At 49.2% G+C, this 15,693-nt stretch carries 23 protein-coding genes and 1 pseudogene; 22 read left to right on the top strand and 2 right to left on the bottom strand.

Features of this window, described 5'->3' with window-relative positions; genetic code table 11:
* Nucleotides 1-191 precede the first annotated feature (191 nt).
* From DWZ40_RS14500 to DWZ40_RS14490, 3 genes are all read left to right on the top strand, one after another.
* Complete coding sequence (locus DWZ40_RS14500; RefSeq protein ID WP_118004755.1) at nt 192-1,571, top strand: ParB/RepB/Spo0J family partition protein; 1,380 nt, start codon at nt 192-194, stop codon at nt 1,569-1,571.
* A 309-nt stretch (nt 1,572-1,880) separates the two neighbouring features.
* Entirely contained in the window at nt 1,881-2,237 is a 357-nt protein-coding gene (locus DWZ40_RS14495; RefSeq protein WP_009901612.1) for a hypothetical protein, read from the top strand.
* On the top strand, nt 2,224-3,312 hold the full coding sequence (locus tag DWZ40_RS14490; RefSeq protein ID WP_118543669.1) for a DNA cytosine methyltransferase: 1,089 nt from the start codon (nt 2,224-2,226) through the stop codon (nt 3,310-3,312). The genes DWZ40_RS14495 and DWZ40_RS14490 overlap by 14 nt, the downstream gene beginning before the upstream one ends.
* Before the next feature lie 110 nt (nt 3,313-3,422).
* Here DWZ40_RS14490 and DWZ40_RS14485 read toward each other — a convergent pair whose 3' ends face one another.
* Nucleotides 3,423-4,598, bottom strand: a complete 1,176-nt coding sequence (locus DWZ40_RS14485) for an IS110 family transposase (protein ID WP_117515912.1) — start codon at nt 4,596-4,598, stop codon at nt 3,423-3,425.
* Nucleotides 4,599-4,842: 244 nt separating this feature from the next.
* Between DWZ40_RS14485 and DWZ40_RS14480 the strand changes: the two are divergent.
* The 12 genes and pseudogenes from DWZ40_RS14480 to DWZ40_RS14430 form a co-directional block, all read left to right on the top strand.
* Nucleotides 4,843-5,277 (top strand): annotated as a pseudogene (locus tag DWZ40_RS14480) (DUF4366 domain-containing protein); the annotation flags it as partial.
* A complete protein-coding gene (locus DWZ40_RS14475; protein ID WP_005927616.1) occupies nt 5,274-5,471 on the top strand; it encodes a hypothetical protein in 198 nt (65 codons plus the stop codon). The pseudogene DWZ40_RS14480 and the gene DWZ40_RS14475, both read left to right, overlap by 4 nt.
* The gene (locus DWZ40_RS14470) at nt 5,472-5,873 is read left to right on the top strand and encodes a cysteine-rich VLP protein (RefSeq protein WP_012741674.1); all 402 of its coding nucleotides are present in this window, start codon (nt 5,472-5,474) and stop codon (nt 5,871-5,873) included.
* Between the two features lie 132 nt (nt 5,874-6,005).
* A complete protein-coding gene (locus DWZ40_RS14465) occupies nt 6,006-6,596 on the top strand; it encodes a hypothetical protein (RefSeq protein WP_199574569.1) in 591 nt (196 codons plus the stop codon).
* A 12-nt stretch (nt 6,597-6,608) separates the two neighbouring features.
* Nucleotides 6,609-6,791 carry a DUF4316 domain-containing protein gene (locus DWZ40_RS14460; protein ID WP_003500078.1) on the top strand — a complete coding sequence of 61 codons (183 nt, stop codon included), beginning with the start codon at nt 6,609-6,611 and terminating at the stop codon, nt 6,789-6,791.
* A complete protein-coding gene (mobC, locus tag DWZ40_RS14455) occupies nt 6,791-7,132 on the top strand; it encodes a plasmid mobilization relaxosome protein MobC (protein WP_012741672.1) in 342 nt (113 codons plus the stop codon). Before DWZ40_RS14460 ends, mobC begins: the two co-directional genes overlap by 1 nt.
* Nucleotides 7,133-7,292: 160 nt before the next feature.
* On the top strand, nt 7,293-7,631 hold the full coding sequence (locus tag DWZ40_RS14450) for a hypothetical protein (protein WP_016306492.1): 339 nt from the start codon (nt 7,293-7,295) through the stop codon (nt 7,629-7,631).
* 3 nt (nt 7,632-7,634) lie between these two features.
* Nucleotides 7,635-7,889 carry a hypothetical protein gene (locus DWZ40_RS14445; RefSeq protein ID WP_109258359.1) on the top strand — a complete coding sequence of 85 codons (255 nt, stop codon included), beginning with the start codon at nt 7,635-7,637 and terminating at the stop codon, nt 7,887-7,889.
* Nucleotides 7,890-8,098: 209 nt separating this feature from the next.
* Nucleotides 8,099-8,722, top strand: a complete 624-nt coding sequence (locus DWZ40_RS14440; protein ID WP_118293572.1) for a VanZ family protein — start codon at nt 8,099-8,101, stop codon at nt 8,720-8,722.
* A 110-nt stretch (nt 8,723-8,832) separates the two neighbouring features.
* Complete coding sequence (locus tag DWZ40_RS14435) at nt 8,833-9,129, top strand: DUF3847 domain-containing protein (RefSeq protein WP_109258935.1); 297 nt, start codon at nt 8,833-8,835, stop codon at nt 9,127-9,129.
* Nucleotides 9,126-9,290 carry a CD1845 family protein gene (locus DWZ40_RS20480; RefSeq protein WP_347560101.1) on the top strand — a complete coding sequence of 55 codons (165 nt, stop codon included), beginning with the start codon at nt 9,126-9,128 and terminating at the stop codon, nt 9,288-9,290. The genes DWZ40_RS14435 and DWZ40_RS20480 overlap by 4 nt, the downstream gene beginning before the upstream one ends.
* 79 nt (nt 9,291-9,369) lie before the next feature.
* Complete coding sequence (locus DWZ40_RS14430) at nt 9,370-10,785, top strand: relaxase/mobilization nuclease domain-containing protein (protein ID WP_118543668.1); 1,416 nt, start codon at nt 9,370-9,372, stop codon at nt 10,783-10,785.
* Nucleotides 10,786-10,954: 169 nt separating this feature from the next.
* Here the strand turns inward: DWZ40_RS14430 and DWZ40_RS14425 are convergent, their stop codons facing one another.
* Nucleotides 10,955-11,320 (bottom strand): helix-turn-helix transcriptional regulator, encoded by a 366-nt coding sequence (locus tag DWZ40_RS14425; protein WP_004064252.1) that lies wholly within the window; start codon nt 11,318-11,320, stop codon nt 10,955-10,957.
* Between the two features lie 199 nt (nt 11,321-11,519).
* On the opposite strand from DWZ40_RS14425, the gene DWZ40_RS14420 reads away from it, so the two are divergent.
* From DWZ40_RS14420 to DWZ40_RS14390, 7 genes are all read left to right on the top strand, one after another.
* Nucleotides 11,520-11,903 carry a GntR family transcriptional regulator gene (locus DWZ40_RS14420; protein ID WP_002578893.1) on the top strand — a complete coding sequence of 128 codons (384 nt, stop codon included), beginning with the start codon at nt 11,520-11,522 and terminating at the stop codon, nt 11,901-11,903.
* Nucleotides 11,896-12,756: an ABC transporter ATP-binding protein gene (locus DWZ40_RS14415; RefSeq protein ID WP_109258364.1), complete on the top strand. Its 861-nt coding sequence runs from the start codon at nt 11,896-11,898 to the stop codon at nt 12,754-12,756. The genes DWZ40_RS14420 and DWZ40_RS14415 overlap by 8 nt, the downstream gene beginning before the upstream one ends.
* A complete protein-coding gene (locus DWZ40_RS14410; protein WP_109258365.1) occupies nt 12,749-13,399 on the top strand; it encodes an ABC-2 transporter permease in 651 nt (216 codons plus the stop codon). The genes DWZ40_RS14415 and DWZ40_RS14410 overlap by 8 nt, the downstream gene beginning before the upstream one ends.
* A 128-nt stretch (nt 13,400-13,527) precedes the next feature.
* The gene (locus DWZ40_RS14405) at nt 13,528-13,716 is read left to right on the top strand and encodes a cysteine-rich KTR domain-containing protein (protein WP_109258366.1); all 189 of its coding nucleotides are present in this window, start codon (nt 13,528-13,530) and stop codon (nt 13,714-13,716) included.
* A 154-nt stretch (nt 13,717-13,870) separates the two neighbouring features.
* Nucleotides 13,871-14,131, top strand: a complete 261-nt coding sequence (locus tag DWZ40_RS14400; protein ID WP_109258367.1) for a hypothetical protein — start codon at nt 13,871-13,873, stop codon at nt 14,129-14,131.
* 48 nt (nt 14,132-14,179) lie between these two features.
* Entirely contained in the window at nt 14,180-14,437 is a 258-nt protein-coding gene (locus DWZ40_RS14395) for a hypothetical protein (RefSeq protein WP_008689645.1), read from the top strand.
* 532 nt (nt 14,438-14,969) lie between these two features.
* Nucleotides 14,970-15,392, top strand: coding sequence for a sigma factor-like helix-turn-helix DNA-binding protein (locus DWZ40_RS14390; protein WP_015564337.1), 423 nt, complete (start codon nt 14,970-14,972; stop codon nt 15,390-15,392).
* Nucleotides 15,393-15,693: the final 301 nt, after the last annotated feature.

Raw genomic sequence — 15,693 nt, 5'->3', positions numbered from 1 at the left:
CATTCATTGCAACGGTGTACAAAGGGAACATAATAAAAAACTTAATAATGGACTGCCAATCTTACACAAAGTACCGCCCAAACGAGACTACGGGCGGTATTTTTGTATCATGGCGGAGAAAGGAGGAACTTCCCACGGGGGCTTGACTGAAAAGTTGAGCCTCTTTTTTCATGCCAAAAAACAGGAGGTAAATGCTTATGGCAGATGATAAAACCACAAAAACGCCGGAACAGCCGGTAACGGATAGCGGGCCGGGCAAGGAAACGCCTCCCGCTCCCCCAAAAGAGCCGGAGAAGGTTTCCGTTTCTCCGGAGCCGGAAAAAAAGACGGAACCGGAGGTAAAGAACCCGCAGGTTTCCGTCTATAACTTCGCTGAAATTATGAAGGAAAAAAAGGTCGAGGAACGGGCGGCAGCTCCCAGCGTGGAAAAGCCTGACCCGGCAAAAGTGGAGAAACCGGAAAAGCAGCCGGAGGCTCCGAAGAAAGCGGAGGAAAAACCCAAAGAGCCGGAACAGCCGAAGCGCCGGGGCCGTCCCCCGAAAGCAGATAAGGACAAGGCCGCAACCCCGAAGCCCAAAGCTCCTGCACAGAAACCGGAAAAGGTGGTCAAAAAGGAACCGGAGAAAAAAACGGCTCCAACGGTACAGGCCGCTCCCGCTCCGAAGGAATCCGAAAAGCCGCAGGATGCACCACGCCGGGGCAAGGAGCAGATCGTCTATATCAAGCTGAACGAGCTCCACGCCTTCAAAAACCATCCCTTTGAAGTCCGGGACGATGAAGAAATGCGGGCTATGGTGTCCAGCGTCAAGGACAAGGGCGTGACCCAGCCCGCTATCGTCCGTCCCCGTGAGGATGGCGGCTATGAGATCGTGTCCGGCCACCGCCGCCAGAAAGCCAGCGAGCTTGCCGGGTATGCGGATATGCCCTGTATCGTCCGAAACCTGACAGACGATGAAGCCATCACCCAGATGGTCGAGGATAATCTGAACCAGCGTGAAGAAATCCTCCCCAGTGAGCGGGCCAAAGCCTTGAAAATGCAGCTTGAGGCTATCAAGCACCAGGGCTCCCGCACTTCGGGCCAGATTGACCCGAAGGACGCAGGCAAACGCTCCAACGAGATTGTGGCCGAGCGCAATAAGATGGCGGTCAAGCAGGTGCAGCGGTATATCCGTCTCAATGAGCTGGTTCCCGACCTAATGAAGCTGATGGATGAAAAAAAGCTGGGCTTTACTACGGCGGTGGAGCTTTCCTATATCGGCAAGAAGAACCAGAACTATATCGCCGTCGCCATTGACAGCCAGCAGTCCTCGCCTTCACAGGCACAGGCAAAGCGTATGCGGGAGCTGGACGAAAAGAAACTGCTCAACGGGGATGTAATCGACGGCATTATGATGGAGGACAAAAAGGAGGTAGACAAAGTGATTTTGACAGGTGCGGAACTGAGCAAGTATTTCGGCAAGGAAACTACGCCGAGGGAAATGAAGGACCAGATCATCAAGCTGCTGGACGACTGGAAGGGTCAGCAGAAGGAACATGAAAAGCCGGAGAAGAAAACCGAACAGGAAAAGTAAGCCCAAACTTCGGGTCAGCATGGCCCGAGGATTGCGGGGCTCTGCCCCGCGCCCCGAAGCTCTGGAGATATAAATTATTCCCCGTCGCCAGTTATTCCGTAGCATAGCCGGGAAAATCAGTCAAGGGCAGCGCCGCCGCAGGCGGTGCCAGAGGCACCCTTGACGGATTTCTCCCGGTTATGCTTTTTCCCGGTCAAGCGACGGGGATATAAATTCTCCAGAGCCGTTCCCCTTCCCGGGGGAAGGGGCGGAGGGGTTGGGCGAACTCTTGCTTTTCCCTAAACCAAAACAGAAATGGAGGCTCAACCAATGAAACGACCTTTAGCATACCTGACCGCCGCATGGAGCGGCGAGCCGGATGTTGATATGGAACTGGCGGCCCACTACTGCCGCCTTGCTTATGAGGCGGGCTTTTCCCCGATCTGCCCGCTCTTGTACCTGCCGCTGTTTTTGAATGACAGCGTTCCCGAGGAACACAAAGCCGGGATTGATATGCGCCGGGATATGCTGCGGCGTTCCCATACTCTGATCGTCTGCGGCAGCGTTGTGGACGAGGATGTGAAAAACGATATTGCGGTTGCCGGGCGGCTGGGCATTGCGGCGACCACGCTGGAAGGGGTGCTTGCCGTGAAGGGACACGGCACCCCGGGCCATGCCGGACATTAAGCTGGGGAGCCTTTTTGACGGGATCGGCGTGTTCCCTCTGGCTGCTTCCCGGTGCGGTATCCGTCCGGTATGGGCCAGCGAGATTGAAAAAGCGCCCATCTCCATAACCAAAAGGCACTTTCCCGATATGGCGCATTTGGGAGATATTACGAAGGTGGACGGCGGGAAAATCCCGCCGGTCCATGTGATAACCTTCGGCTCTCCCTGTCAGAACCTTTCTCTGATCGGCAACCGCTCCGGCCTTGCCGGGGCAAAATCAAGCCTGTTCTATCAGGCGTTTCGTATCATACAGGAAATGAGGGATGCTACTGATAACCTATATCCAGCTATCGCTGTTTGGGAAAACGTCATGGGAGCGTTTTCTACAAATGACCGGATGGACTTTAGAGCCGTCCTATCCGCCTTCTCGGACACCGAAGTTCCAATGCCTCCTTCGGGAAAATGGGGAAACGCCGGAATGGTGCGAGGGGGAACGCCTGATGTGTGCTGGCGGCTCATGGACGCCCAGTATTGGGCAGGCTCCCGAAGGCTGGCACGAAGGCAGCGGATTTTCGTCGTGGCGGATTTTGGAGGCAGACGTGCCGCAGACATACTATTTAAGCCCCGTCCAATGCTCCCACTTCCTCCGCCTTGCGGAGAGGGCGGGCGGGCCGCCGCCGAAGGAGATCGAACAGCTTCTTTTGAAACAGGGCGGCAGATACCAGTCATCCACCCCTTTCAGTGCTTCCGTATGCGGGGAGCGGCAAAAAGGCAGGAAGAAACGGCCTTCCGAAACAGCTTCGGATTACCAACTGACCCTTTTCCCACTCTTTTAGCCAGTGATGTAACGCCCTTTGCCTTCTGGTATGAGGGCGACCCGGAGGGCGGCTGTATCCGTTTTCTGACGGAAACAGAAAGTGAACGGCTGATGGGGCTGCCGGAGGGCTGGACAAAGTACGGGGCGGACGGCATGGAGATCCGGCCTCTGCAACGCTACAAGGCGCTGGGAAATGCGATTGCCCTCCCTTGTGCCGATTACATTATGGCCGGGATCTATGAGGTGCTGGCTGACCGGGCCGGAAAGACTAACTATTAAAAGTCAAGCCCCAAAACAAAATTTTCGAGAGAAATTTTAAGGTGGTGAAAATTGGTATAGCAAACAAGAGCATCCGTTGTCGGATACTCGCTCCGTATAAAATCGCACGCTTAATAATCAGCTAAGAAGGCTTTCCCAGAACGCTGCATAGCAAAAATAAGCCTTACCAGCTTTTTAGCAGCATGAGAGATGGCAACATTGTAATGCTTTCCCTCAGAACGCTTCTTTTCAAGATAGGCCGAGAATGTAGGACACCAAAGGCAGACATATTTGGCGGCATTGAAAAGAGCATATCGCAAATATCTGGAGCCACGCTTTTCCATGTGAGCATAACAGTTTTGCAGTTGCCCTGACTGATATGTAGATGGAGAGAGTCCAGCATAAGCCAGCAGCTTGTCTGCGCTTGCAAAGTTGGAAAAATCTCCAACTTCAGCAAGAATCATTGCACCCATATGTCGGCCAATACCGGGGATTGTAAAGATGGGAGAATCCATCTGAGATGTAATCTTGTCAATTGCGGATTCTACCTCAGAAATTTCTTTGTCCAGCTCGCGGATGAGAGCAATCGTGTGTTTCAACTCCATAGACTTAGCAGGCATTTTCGAGCCAATGGAGACCCCTGCGGCTACTTGGATTTCCGCGGTTTTAGACTTGGTATAACGACCTTTAGAGGCGGTGCAAAGAGTCTCAGCGAGTTCTTCAGTATTAGCGTTTGCGATATAGCTTGCACCCGGATAGTTGCTTAGCAGTGCGTATACAACAGCGATGTGCAGACTTGAGACCAGCTTTTCAAGCTCCGGAAACAGAATATTCACTAACCGCGCAACGGAGCTTTTCAGCTTGGCGCGCTCTTTTACCTTATCAAATCTGTATCTGGTTAGTGACTTTAGCTCTTCATTGTGGTATGCTGTATTTGAGTAGGACTTGAGGTCCACATCAGACATGAGCATCATTGCAATGGTACGCGCGTCTATCCGATCTGTTTTGGTTCTTCGCAGGCTGAGACTTTTCCGGTAGAGGTTCGTGTGCAGAGGGTTAATGACATAGGTTGCCAGGCCGCTGTCTAAAAGAAACCCCAGCAGATTGTAGCTGTAATGTCCTGTGGCTTCAAGCCCTACTTTTATTTTGCTTTCACCTTGGGAACAGCTTTGGATTCTTGAAAGAAGCGTCTCAAAACCGATGCGGTTATTGGCAATGGTAAATACATCTGCCAAGACCGTTCCTTCCGAGTTGAGGATAAAGCAATCGTGCTTGTCCTTTGCAACATCGATACCAACAAAAATCATTTCTTTTTACCTCCGGCGTTTTATTTTACAGTGCTGCTTAGAGCCACACCTCTTTGCTATGTAACCTCGTTCTATATAAACCGTCTGGCGGTATCTAACTGATTAACACTAAAAACAAAGAGCCGTGGTTGGAGCCTTTCCGAAACCGTCTTGCGGTAGGAGGTTTAAACCAATCCACAGCACCTTGTCTATTGTAGCATTTTGTCCTTGGAGAGGGACTCTAATAACTACTACTTTATAATACGAGGAGTTCTACACCATCACCACAGCAGACGAGAGCGTGTTTTATCTGGTGATCGACAAACAGAAAACCAGCGAGAACGTCTATTTCCTCAATACCGTTACCACAGACGACCTTCTGCCTCTTGCTGAACAGGGTAAGGAACCGCCCAAAGAAGTGGCCCCTGAGCCAGAGCCAAAGCCCACCGAACCGGTGGAGGAAGTACCGGAACCCGAGCCGGAGAAAAAGGACAGCCCCCTTCTCTCTCTGCTCCTGATCGGTGCGGTGGTGCTGGCCGGCGGTGGGATTGGTTACTATTTCAAGATTTACAAGCCGAAGCATGAGGCCCCGGATTTGGAAGATGATTACTGCGAATATGAGGACGGGGAGCTGGAGGAGATCGCAGAGGAACCCGAGGACGAAGATACCCCGCCATGGGAGGAAGATACGGAGGAATGAGAATGAATTTTACAAGCAGCCCTTTTGAACGAATGATGAAGGAAGTACCGCACCCCGGCTGGGACAATGACGACCCTTGTAAGGGATGCCGTTATTACAAGGAGTGCAAAGGAAAGAAAAAACAGTGCCGGAAGAAGTTCCGGGCGCTGATCGTGGAGCCCCGCCCTTCGGGCCATCGTGGCCCGAAGTCTTAAATGGACGCCCGGGAGCTGACCCGTGACGAGAAGAAAAAAATCCGTTCTCTGGTCACGGGGATGTGCGCCAACTATGACCGAGAAAGCGGCCTGTGCCTTCCTCTTGACTGTGCCTGCTATATGCTGCACAAGTGCTGGACAGGGGCGTACTGCCGTTATTTCCGTGAGGCTGTCCTGCCTCTTAACCCGGAGCTTCAAGCGTCGTTGACAACGGAAGGCATCTCCCCGGAGCTGCGAGCCTGTGCGGTCTGCGGAAAGGCGTTTTTGCCCGAGGGGCGTCAAGCCTACTGTTCCGACGCCTGCAAGGCCGAAGGGAACCGCCGAAAAAGCCGGGAACGCATGAGGAAAATGCGGGAGAAAAGGCCGGGCGGCTGTTACGATTTGCCACCTCCAAAGGCTTGACATTCCGGGCTTTTTTGAGGGTGTTTCCGGGGTGGGAATATCTTATTACATTTCTCCCCGGTCTGCCCTCTTATTTCGTAACATCCAGCACTTCGGGTCATGTTAGCCCGAGGCACAGAAAGGAGGTATCTCTTGGAGACAGTACAAGGATATGTGATTTTGAAAGCTGCCACCTTTGAAACCGGACACGGCTTTGCGCTGGGGCATAATCCGGGAGCGCCGAGCCCCTTTGTGACCTGGCAGTTTACCGAGGGGGAAAACGGCCATCGGGATTACTACTGGGGTCGCTATGGAACCAGTCAGGCATGGGCGCAGAGGGACTTTGACCGCCGGGTGGACGACTATCAGCAGTTTTACCATGCGGCGGTCAAGCATACCGAGCTGGGACCGGAGGGCGTTTACCGCTATTATTCCACCCAGCGGCCCGTGGACATAGGAACTTACCCGAAGCCGCCGGATAACCAGCCTCTTTCCATCGTCAACTACGATGATGACAGGCGGCGTCCTGTGGCAGACGGCAGGCTGATGGCATGGGGCGAACTGACCTACGCAAAGCCGCTGACCGAAAAGCAGATGGAGGATTATGAGCTGAAACCAGCACCGGGCAATCCTGACCGGGTGCGCCCATCCATTACTGCCCGGCTCAAAGATGAAACCAGAGGGCAGGAACCCCCGAAGGAGCCCGGCCAGAAGCGGAGCCATAAAAACCATGAGGAACGATAAAGGAGGATCGCCATGCACGAAAAAGACAACTATCTGAAAACCGCCGAGCTCTCCACAGAGCAGAACTGCAACATGATCGACGGCGTACCCAACAACACGCCCATCCCGCCCACGCCCCCGGAGCTGGACGCAAAACCGCTGGATAAGGTAAAGGAACCCAAAGAGCGCCGGAAAGGCCGGGAGCTGGAACGCTGATGGAGAACCGCAAGCGGAATGTCCATCTGCACGTCATGGTAACGCCGGACGAGCTGGCAGCCATCCATGAACGGATGGCTGAGGCGGGCATTTCCAACGCCGGGGCTTATGTACGGAAAATGGCTCTGAATGGGTATATCCTGCACATCGACCTTGCGCCCGTAAAAGAGCTGATCTCTCTGCAACGGCGCTGTTCTAACAATCTCAATCAGGTTGCCATACACGCACATACCTATGGCGTGTACCCGGAGGAAATCGACGGATTGAAGCGGGACTATGAAAAGCTGTGGGGCGAGGTGTCAAAGGTGCTGCGGGAGCTCTCCGAGCTGGTGGCAAAGTAAGACGAGGGCGGCAGGCTTCCGTTGCGGGGCTTGCCGCCCTGCTCTTTTTTTACCACTTCGGACCAGCATGACCCGAAGCCCGTCATAAAAAATTCAGATTTTCAAGATTGTAGAACCAGCTCTATAATGATATAATAATTCAAGAAGGGAGGCTGATACCATGCTGAAAATGGTTATTCGCATGAATGATGATAAAATCACAGCCGAAAATAAGTACCGGCTGGATGGCATTTACAACACAATCAATCATACATTCCAAACCGTGGGCCTTCCCCGTATGGAGGATGGTTCCGGCGCTTTGGTATTCCGTGACTGCGGCAGAGCGAGGGATTTTAGTCTGTTCGGCCGGATCGTCAATACCTTGAAGCGGCAGACATGGTTCATGGATAATGTTTCTGTGTGGCGTCTTTGTGACAGTGACGATTCTGACAGTCCAGATGATTTCAATGAAGAAGATCTGTTGACCCACTATCAGGAAAAAACAGCAATGAGGGCTTGAGTTTTGGAGAGAAAATATTTCAAAGCCTTAAATTTTGATCTGGACACCCATCAATTAAAAGAGCATTACCCCGGAGCCAATTACCGGCAGGCGTATGACGACTTGCGCCGGTTCTTCAAACGGCACCGTTTTTCTCACCGTCAAGGCTCCGGCTACATATCGGATGATAAGCCGACGAGTGCTGCAAGACTGACGCAGACCCCGAAACAGGTTGCATGGAGTTTGATATTGCAAAGGGGCGTTTCTCTTTCCGGCTGACCGCCCCATACAGCGAGGAACGCCGGGAAGCAGCGCGGCGGTACGCCAGAGAGAACAACGCCGCCGACAGGCTAAAATGATGTAGATACAAGCACAGGTATTCAGACAAATTGAAGAAAAACTTAATAATATGCGACTTTAATTTTGGCTCACGATTATGTATAATATACTTGAAAACAATTTTTGATAGCAAGTAAAGGAGTGAAAAAATGTTACCAATTTCTGACATTCTTATCCGTTCAATTAGCGGGTATGTGTTTATAGTTCCAATTCTCATATTGTATTTTTTATATCTTAGAAAATCGGGAAGAGAGCAAAGCCTTCTTCATATTGCTGCTGTATTTGTGTTTTGCTATTATCTATTTGGAATTTTAACCGTAGCAGGTATTGGTTATACAAGCACAATATCATTTAGTCCAAAGATTTCTCTGATTCCGTTTCTCGGTATGATAACCGGACCAATAGATACTATACTTAATTTAATTTTGTTTGTACCTTTAGGAGTTTTCCTGCCATTTCTGTATAAAAAGTATCATCACATAAAGACAGTTGCATTAACTGGCTTTCTATTCTCTTTATCTGTTGAAATTGTTCAGATGTTTGGCTGGGGTTCATCGGATATAAATGACCTTATTATAAATACGGCTGGAGCCTGTTTGGGATATTGGATTTATTATCTGTTATCAAAAGCTTTGCCGAATAATTTTAGAAAAAAACTTCAATCCGAGAATGTTAATGGTACGGTCGAAGTGCTTTTGTTTGTAATTTATATATATATGGTTATGGTTACAGTTCAACCCTGGGTAATCCATGATGTATTGAACATCGGATAAAGTGTTTTTTCAACAGCACACAACATAAATAAAATAACCCACTCACAAGGGCAGCCGAGAAAATCGACTGTCCTTTTTCTATGCCTATGAGCAGAAAGGAGCAACCAACCATGACAAAACCAAAAGAGAAAACCCGCGAGGAACTGCAAGTCGAGATTGAGGACGGAAAGAAGAAAATCCGGCAGTTTGAGAACCGGGAAAAGATGTTGCGTCAGAAGTTATCCAAAGAGGAACGCAGAACGCGCAGCCACCGCCTTATCGTTCGGGGCGCAGTCTTTGAAAGCATTGTGCCGGAAGCAAAGAACATGAGCGACGAGGAAGCCGCAGCACTTCTTAGGCTTGCATTGACGAGTGAGCCGGTACGGGAATATCTGAAAAAACGAGCCGAAAGCGGAAACGCTGAATAAATCCCTTAGACACTAAGGGCACGCCGACGCCCATAGGCGGGATTATATTTCTGTTTCTTGCTTTCCTTCTTTCGCCGTATGGATTGCAAGCAGCGGCGGGCTCCCTTCTTTGGGCGCTGGACGGAGGTAAATCCGCTCTGTATCGGTTTCTGGCAAGTTAAGCAGCCTCGGGCCATGTTGGCCTGAAGTCGGGGCGGTCTGAATGGGCCGCCCCTTTCTCATGGAAAGGAGGAATGATTTTTGGCTACCACAACTTTGTTACAGCGCCATGCGGGCGAAGGCGAAACGATTGCTGAGGCTATCCGGGATTGTCTGGACTATGGCAAGGACCCGGAGAAAACAGAAAGCGGAAAGTATATCTCCGCTTATGAATGTGATCCGGCCACCGTGGCGGACGAGTTCCTTTTGGCAAAGGCCAGCTATGCCGCTATGACGGGCCGGGAACAGAAGAAAGAAAATAATGTGCTGTGCTATCAGATACGACAATCCTTCTATCCGGGCGAGATCACCCCGAAGGAGGCGAACCGTATCGGCTATGAGCTGGCTATGCGCTGGACAAAGGGGCGGCACGCTTTTATCGTTACCACGCACACCGATAAGCAGCACATCCATTGTCACATTTATTACAACTCCACCACCCTTGACTGCACCCGGAAATTCCGAAATTTTTGGGGCTCCAGCTTCGCCCTTCGGCGGCTCTCTGACAGGCTGTGCCTTGAAAACGGGCTATCCATCGTGGAGAACCCGAAGCCCCGGAGCAAGGGCAAGTATCGGAACTATGGAGAGTGGCAGAAAGACCGGAAAGGGCCGCTTTCCTATCAGGACAGGCTGCGCCTTGCCATTGATACTGCGTTGGCGGAACGCCCCGCTGATTTGGACGAATTTCTCAATTTGATGAAGCGGGCCGGGTATGAGGTCAAGACGGTTCGGGGCGGCGGTATCAGCTTCCGGCTGACCGGGCAGGGACAGGAACGCTTCACCCGTCTGCGTGCCTCCACGCTGGGGGACGGCCACGACTTGCAAGATGTTCTGTCCGCCATTGAGGGCAAAGAAAAACGCCCCGGGCGCTCGGAGCGGAAAATCAGTCTGGCGGTGGATATTCAAGCAAAGCTGGCTGCCGGTAAGGGGCCGGGATATGAACGCTGGGCGAAGGTATTTAACATTAAGCAGATGGCCGCCGCTCTTGCTTATATACAGGACAATGGCCTGACCGATTATGAGCAGTTGGCACAGAAAGCCACCGAGGCAGCAGACCGTTTTCATACCATTTCCGAGCAGATCAAGCAGACGGAACAGGCCATGAAAACCAATGCCGGGCTAAAGGCCGCAACGGTTCAGTATGCCAAAACCCGTCCAGTCTTTGAGCAGTATAAGGCGACGAAGTACAGCCGGAAATTCCTTGCGGAGCATGAGGCCGACCTTGAACTGTACCGGGCTGCACAAGCGGAAATGCGCTCTCTGCTGGGCGGGGCGAAGCTCCCCAAAATGGATGTGCTGAAGGAAGAAGGCCGTAAGCTCACAGCAAAGAAAAAACAGCTCTATGGAGAATATCAAAAGGCACGACGGGATATGCAGGAGATCGTCACGATCAAAGCGAACATTGACACTCTGATGGGCTACACCGAACCGGGAAGAAAGCAGGAAAAGGAGCGTTAAGGTTATGAAAACAAGGAGCAAAGCGACGCTGACACTTCGGGCCATGTTGGCCCGAAGATACGGGTTTGGGGCGAGCCCCAACAAGCCGCCTTTGTGCCACTTGTGGCCACAGAGGCATTGCTTGCCACTTAGCGGCAGCCCCTAAAATGGCGCAAAAAAACAGAGGCCCTTATTCTGGAACCTCCGTTTCTCTGGCTTTCTTAATGCCCTCGGCTGTGGCTTCTATCACGACAAGCTCTTTTTCATTCATGGAGTTTAGAAGTACATCAATGTGCTTTCTGCAAGAGCTTGACCTTGCCCCTCCGTCCGCATGAATAAATTGGTCAACTGAAACGTCAAACATGGTAATGAGTTTAACAAAAAGGTCGAAACTGGGATACTGACCTTTGTTCTCAATATTCATAATGGTACGGGAGTCACGGTCTACTAATTCCGCAACATAGGCTTGTGTCCAGCCCTTTTCTTCTCTGGCTCTTTTGAGAGCCGCCCCGAGGCCGTGAAAGTCAAACCTTCTTTCATCTTGGTTCATTCTCATATCACCCTATATCATTGTACATTTCGGGTTGGATTATGAAAATGTAATGAAATATGATGTAAGGTGGTATTTCATTTCCGCTATGTTTTCTTGAACCTTGAAAACACAAACATCCATTCATTCATTGACATTATTTTTTCTCTGTGTTATACTGTTATACACAATAGCATAACAGTTAAAACACACGGAGGATGCAGAAATGAAACTGATTATTTCAAATGTATCTGGCGTCCCCATATACGAGCAGATTAAACAGCAGATCAAGGCGGCTATTTTATCTGGCGAGCTTCAAGCCGAAGAAACTTTGCCCTCCCTTAGAACACTTGCCAAAGACCTAAAGATCAGCGTCTTAACAGTGACAAAGGCATACACAGAATTAGAGCAAGAGGGCTTTGTTAAAAATGTGCAGGGGCGCGGATGTTTCGTAATGGGGTCTGGTTCAGAACTGATTAAGGAGCAGCTTATTTGCAAAGTAGAAAACAATCTCACCGAAGCAATAAAAGCTGCAAGAATGGCAAATCTATCCACAGAGGAATTACATCGCCTTTTGGACATTTTAACGGAGGTAAAAACAGATGACTAATTATTTAGAGGTAACGAATCTTTCAAAATCTTTTGATTCTTTTCAACTTCACAATATCAGCTTTACTTTGCCAAAGGGGTATATTATGGGCTTGATCGGCCCGAATGGTTCTGGCAAAACAACGACAATCAAACTGATTTTGAATATGCTCAAGCGCACCGGCGGCACAGTCAAAGTGATGGGGCTGGATAATATCGCAGAAGAACAAAAAGTAAAATCAGAGCTGGGCGTTGTTTTCGATACAAATTATTTCAGTGATGATTGGAAAGTGTCGCAGGTTGAAAAATCCATTTCGGTATTTTATCCAAATTGGGACAGCCAGAAATTTGCGGATATGTTACGGAAATTTCACATTGCACCAACCAAAAAGGTAAAAGAACTTTCCAAAGGTATGCAGATGAAGTTAATGCTTGCCTGTGCGTTTTCATACGACGCCAAACTGCTGATCCTTGACGAGCCGACCAGTGGACTTGATCCGGTTTCCAGAGATGAACTTTTGAAAATTCTTTCAGAGTATATTGAAGATGGCGAACATAGTGTTTTGTTCTCCACCCATATCACAGGCGATTTGGAGCGTGCAGCCGATTATATTACCTACATCAGTTATGGCGAGTTGTTCTTTACTGGCAGCAAAGATGATTTTGTAGATATGTTCCGCATTGTAAAAGGTGGAATTGAGGAACTGTCCGATGATCTGAAAAATAAGGCGGCTGGTATTCGTACATTCCCTACGGGATTTGAGGCTCTGATGAAAACCGAAGATATTAACGATTTCTCCAACCTGACTGTTGAGCCTGCCACTATTGATGAAATTGTAGTGTTTACAAGCAAGAAAGGTGACGATTATGAGTAATATTTTGAAATCCACAAAATTAGATATTGCATTGGTAAAACCATATTTTAAGACGATTTGCTTTACCCTGCTTCTGCCGATTGTGTTTGCCGCAATCAATCGTTCTTTACTGACAGGGGTATCATTTGCTATGTGCTTTATTGCCATGACGACGGGATATACCTTTTCCATCACAGAAAAAAACAGTATGGATCGGCTGTTTGGTATTTTACCGGTTCGTAAAAGTGAGCTTGTGATCGGACGCTATGTTTTCGTCCTTACAATGGGGCTTCTTTCCCTGATTATTTCTTTGATTGCACAGCCGCTTGTCTTGAAAGTGCTGGGTGAAACAGTTGGCGTATTTGACATTGTAACTGCCGCTATTGCAGGAGTATTCTTATTTGCACTCTATACTGTGTTCCAGATTCCGGGATATTACAAGTACGGCTCAATCAAAGGACGGGTATTTATGTATATTCCAGTGGCCGGTTTTTTGGTGACTTTACTTCTTCTCTCTAAAATGCCAGCTATCGGGAAATCAATTATTTCAGTCGTTGAATCTTTTCCGATACTTCTCGTTTTCTTTGCGGTTTTTGTTATTGTCGTGATGTATGCGGTTTCGATCTTCTTGTCCATTCGGATTATGAAGAACAAAGAAATGTGAGGTGATTGTATGGATTTCACAATTTTGGCAGTTGTGCTTTTGCTTGGTGTTGGCGTTCCTATCCGTAATAAACTCATACGGAAATATCGGGATAAGAAAAAGAATGATCGCAATTCGGAGTGAACAATATGGAGAAAACAGAGTTCATCCGCTGCCCAGTCTGCGGGAATAAAACACGCGACAAAATTCGGGAAGATACCGTACTTAAAAATTTTCCTCTCTTTTGTCCAAAATGTAAAAGTGAATGTCTAATCGACATTGAACAATTCCATGTAACCGTTATCAAAGCGCCAGACGCACAGCCGCAGAGCCGATAACATAAAAGGAGAACACTCTTTTTATGATTGGCTCTGCTTTTTTATTAGCAACAGGAAGCCTTGAAAGGAGTTTTGAGTATGAGCATTTTACAAATCGTAGATTACTTGTTCAAAAAGCACATGGCGCTATCTTAAAAAAGTAGGAGGCGACGCAATGGAACTGACCCCGACATTGATTTTGAATCTGGCGCTGCTGATCGTCCCGCCCATTGCCCTTGTGCTGGTGTTCCGGCAATGGCTGGCCCGGCACATCCGCTGGTCGGTTGCCTTGACTACTCTCTGTGATGTTCTCCTGTTTTGGGATGAACTGTTCTACTATGAGAGCTTCGGCCTGTTCGCGGTGCTGATTCTGGTACAGTTGGCGGCCACCGGCGCAGCAGCGTTCCGCATTTACAACAAACAAAGAAAAGGTTGAACAGAAAATAGGTATCATCAATCGAAAATATCATCGGAGGTATAACTTATGGAAAAAGAAACAATGGGAACTGTAATTTCAGTTACAAAACAATGGTGGTTAAAAGTAAATCGTAAACCTGTCCGCGCTCATGCTATGGATGGCGCAGCCTTTCCGCATACTATCAAGGTCAAATATACGATAGACGGAAAAGATTACATCTGCCGAAAATGGATTGGCGCAGGAAACAAAGTCCCTGACAAGGGAACAACGATTAAAGTTACCTATTGTGAAGATAAGCCATCGAAAGCAAGAATTGAACTCTAATTCAAATTGACTGACTAACACGGTATGTTTTGGCCTTTGCGGCATGAAACATACCTACATATTCAAACATCTGCCTCCACAGCGGGGAAAAGAAAAAAACCGCTGACGGGCAGAGGATTTCGTGCGCTTTTCTGTATCATCGACTGATACGGCGGTTTTGAGAAAATCAGAGCCGCCGTTTCTTTTCGTCTATCCTAAACCAACGACGACCTAACACCGTGTAAATCCACGGCGGCATATAGGAGGATTGCCGCCGTGTCTATTTTTGCCTTTTTTCATAGCACCCATGACCTACATCAGTTAAAAAAAGCATAGCTCCGCCTCCGGGTTATTCCGGCTATGTATGCGAAATTTGTTGGAACCTTAATTATTATGTCATTTCATGCGTCCGTGTGGCTTCATGCCGCCCGGGCGCTTTTGCGTTCTTATGCGTTAGCTTCGGGTCATGTTGGCCCGAAGTCATTCCCCGGTGCCGCTCCCCGCCGCCTTCGTTTCGGTCACTCGTCAACCAACAACCGAAACGGAGGTCAATATGGCTATTATCAATTTGCGGGACTATTACCCATTTTATACATCGGATTGCTTCATGGAAGTATCGGAAGAAGTTGCAGAAATGTTCAAAGAGTTTGAGCGTAAAGAGGCTGCTTATCGGCTGCGTACATACCGCCACAAAGCCTACTATTCCCTTGATCGGGACGACGGGCTGGAGCACGAAGCTGTCTTTGTCGCCTTATCGCCCCATGAACTGTATGAGCGGAAAGTGACCATGCAGGAGCTTCACGCAGCGATTTCCAGTTTGCCGGACAAACAGGCAAAACGGATTTATGCTCATTTCATTCTCGGCATGACCAAACAGGACATTGCCCGGGCAGAGGGCGTCCATGAAAAAGTGGTTCGTGTCGCAATCGAGCGAGGTCTGCGGCGCTTAGAAAAAATTTTGAAAAATTCTTTGTAAGGCGTACCGATTTAGGCCGGAAAATGAAATGGCTTATGAGAGGCAAAACACTTCGGGTCACAATGGCCCGAGGTTCAGACAAGCCTCATGCAGATTGAAAATTGAATAAAAAGACACCCGGATACGAAGGGGAACGCGCTGTGTGACAGACCCGCCATGACCTCGGATTTCAGAGAATACAGTCTTTGTAAAACTGAGCGAGCGAACAGGTCCATGCCATAGGTGGGGCAAGGCTGGCTCCACCGGAACAGGCGCAGAACCCGGATACTTGCGTTTAGTCACAGTCCGAGCGTTGAAGCGG

Origin of the sequence: Clostridium sp. AF32-12BH (genome assembly GCF_003477935.1) — a bacterium.
Classification (GTDB): domain Bacteria; phylum Bacillota; class Clostridia; order Lachnospirales; family Lachnospiraceae; genus Brotaphodocola.
This window is presented reverse-complemented; position numbering and strand designations above follow the sequence as displayed.

Excerpts from the sequence above, each read along its gene's own strand:
- DWZ40_RS14475 (WP_005927616.1), top strand. The coding sequence starts at position 5,274 with ATGAGAATGAATTTTACAAGCAGCCCTTTTGAACGAATGATGAAGGAA.
- DWZ40_RS14485 (WP_117515912.1), bottom strand. The coding sequence starts at position 4,598 with ATGATTTTTGTTGGTATCGATGTTGCAAAGGACAAGCACGATTGCTTT.
- DWZ40_RS14410 (WP_109258365.1), top strand. The coding sequence starts at position 12,749 with ATGAGTAATATTTTGAAATCCACAAAATTAGATATTGCATTGGTAAAA.
- DWZ40_RS14500 (WP_118004755.1), top strand. The coding sequence starts at position 192 with ATGCTTATGGCAGATGATAAAACCACAAAAACGCCGGAACAGCCGGTA.
- DWZ40_RS14495 (WP_009901612.1), top strand. The coding sequence starts at position 1,881 with ATGAAACGACCTTTAGCATACCTGACCGCCGCATGGAGCGGCGAGCCG.
- DWZ40_RS14460 (WP_003500078.1), top strand. The coding sequence starts at position 6,609 with ATGCACGAAAAAGACAACTATCTGAAAACCGCCGAGCTCTCCACAGAG.
- mobC (WP_012741672.1), top strand. The coding sequence starts at position 6,791 with ATGGAGAACCGCAAGCGGAATGTCCATCTGCACGTCATGGTAACGCCG.
- DWZ40_RS14400 (WP_109258367.1), top strand. The coding sequence starts at position 13,871 with ATGGAACTGACCCCGACATTGATTTTGAATCTGGCGCTGCTGATCGTC.
- DWZ40_RS14490 (WP_118543669.1), top strand. The coding sequence starts at position 2,224 with ATGCCGGACATTAAGCTGGGGAGCCTTTTTGACGGGATCGGCGTGTTC.
- DWZ40_RS14425 (WP_004064252.1), bottom strand. The coding sequence starts at position 11,320 with ATGAGAATGAACCAAGATGAAAGAAGGTTTGACTTTCACGGCCTCGGG.
- DWZ40_RS14420 (WP_002578893.1), top strand. The coding sequence starts at position 11,520 with ATGAAACTGATTATTTCAAATGTATCTGGCGTCCCCATATACGAGCAG.
- DWZ40_RS14390 (WP_015564337.1), top strand. The coding sequence starts at position 14,970 with ATGGCTATTATCAATTTGCGGGACTATTACCCATTTTATACATCGGAT.
- DWZ40_RS14450 (WP_016306492.1), top strand. The coding sequence starts at position 7,293 with ATGCTGAAAATGGTTATTCGCATGAATGATGATAAAATCACAGCCGAA.
- DWZ40_RS14395 (WP_008689645.1), top strand. The coding sequence starts at position 14,180 with ATGGAAAAAGAAACAATGGGAACTGTAATTTCAGTTACAAAACAATGG.
- DWZ40_RS14470 (WP_012741674.1), top strand. The coding sequence starts at position 5,472 with ATGGACGCCCGGGAGCTGACCCGTGACGAGAAGAAAAAAATCCGTTCT.
- DWZ40_RS14435 (WP_109258935.1), top strand. The coding sequence starts at position 8,833 with ATGACAAAACCAAAAGAGAAAACCCGCGAGGAACTGCAAGTCGAGATT.
- DWZ40_RS14405 (WP_109258366.1), top strand. The coding sequence starts at position 13,528 with ATGGAGAAAACAGAGTTCATCCGCTGCCCAGTCTGCGGGAATAAAACA.
- DWZ40_RS14440 (WP_118293572.1), top strand. The coding sequence starts at position 8,099 with ATGTTACCAATTTCTGACATTCTTATCCGTTCAATTAGCGGGTATGTG.
- DWZ40_RS14415 (WP_109258364.1), top strand. The coding sequence starts at position 11,896 with ATGACTAATTATTTAGAGGTAACGAATCTTTCAAAATCTTTTGATTCT.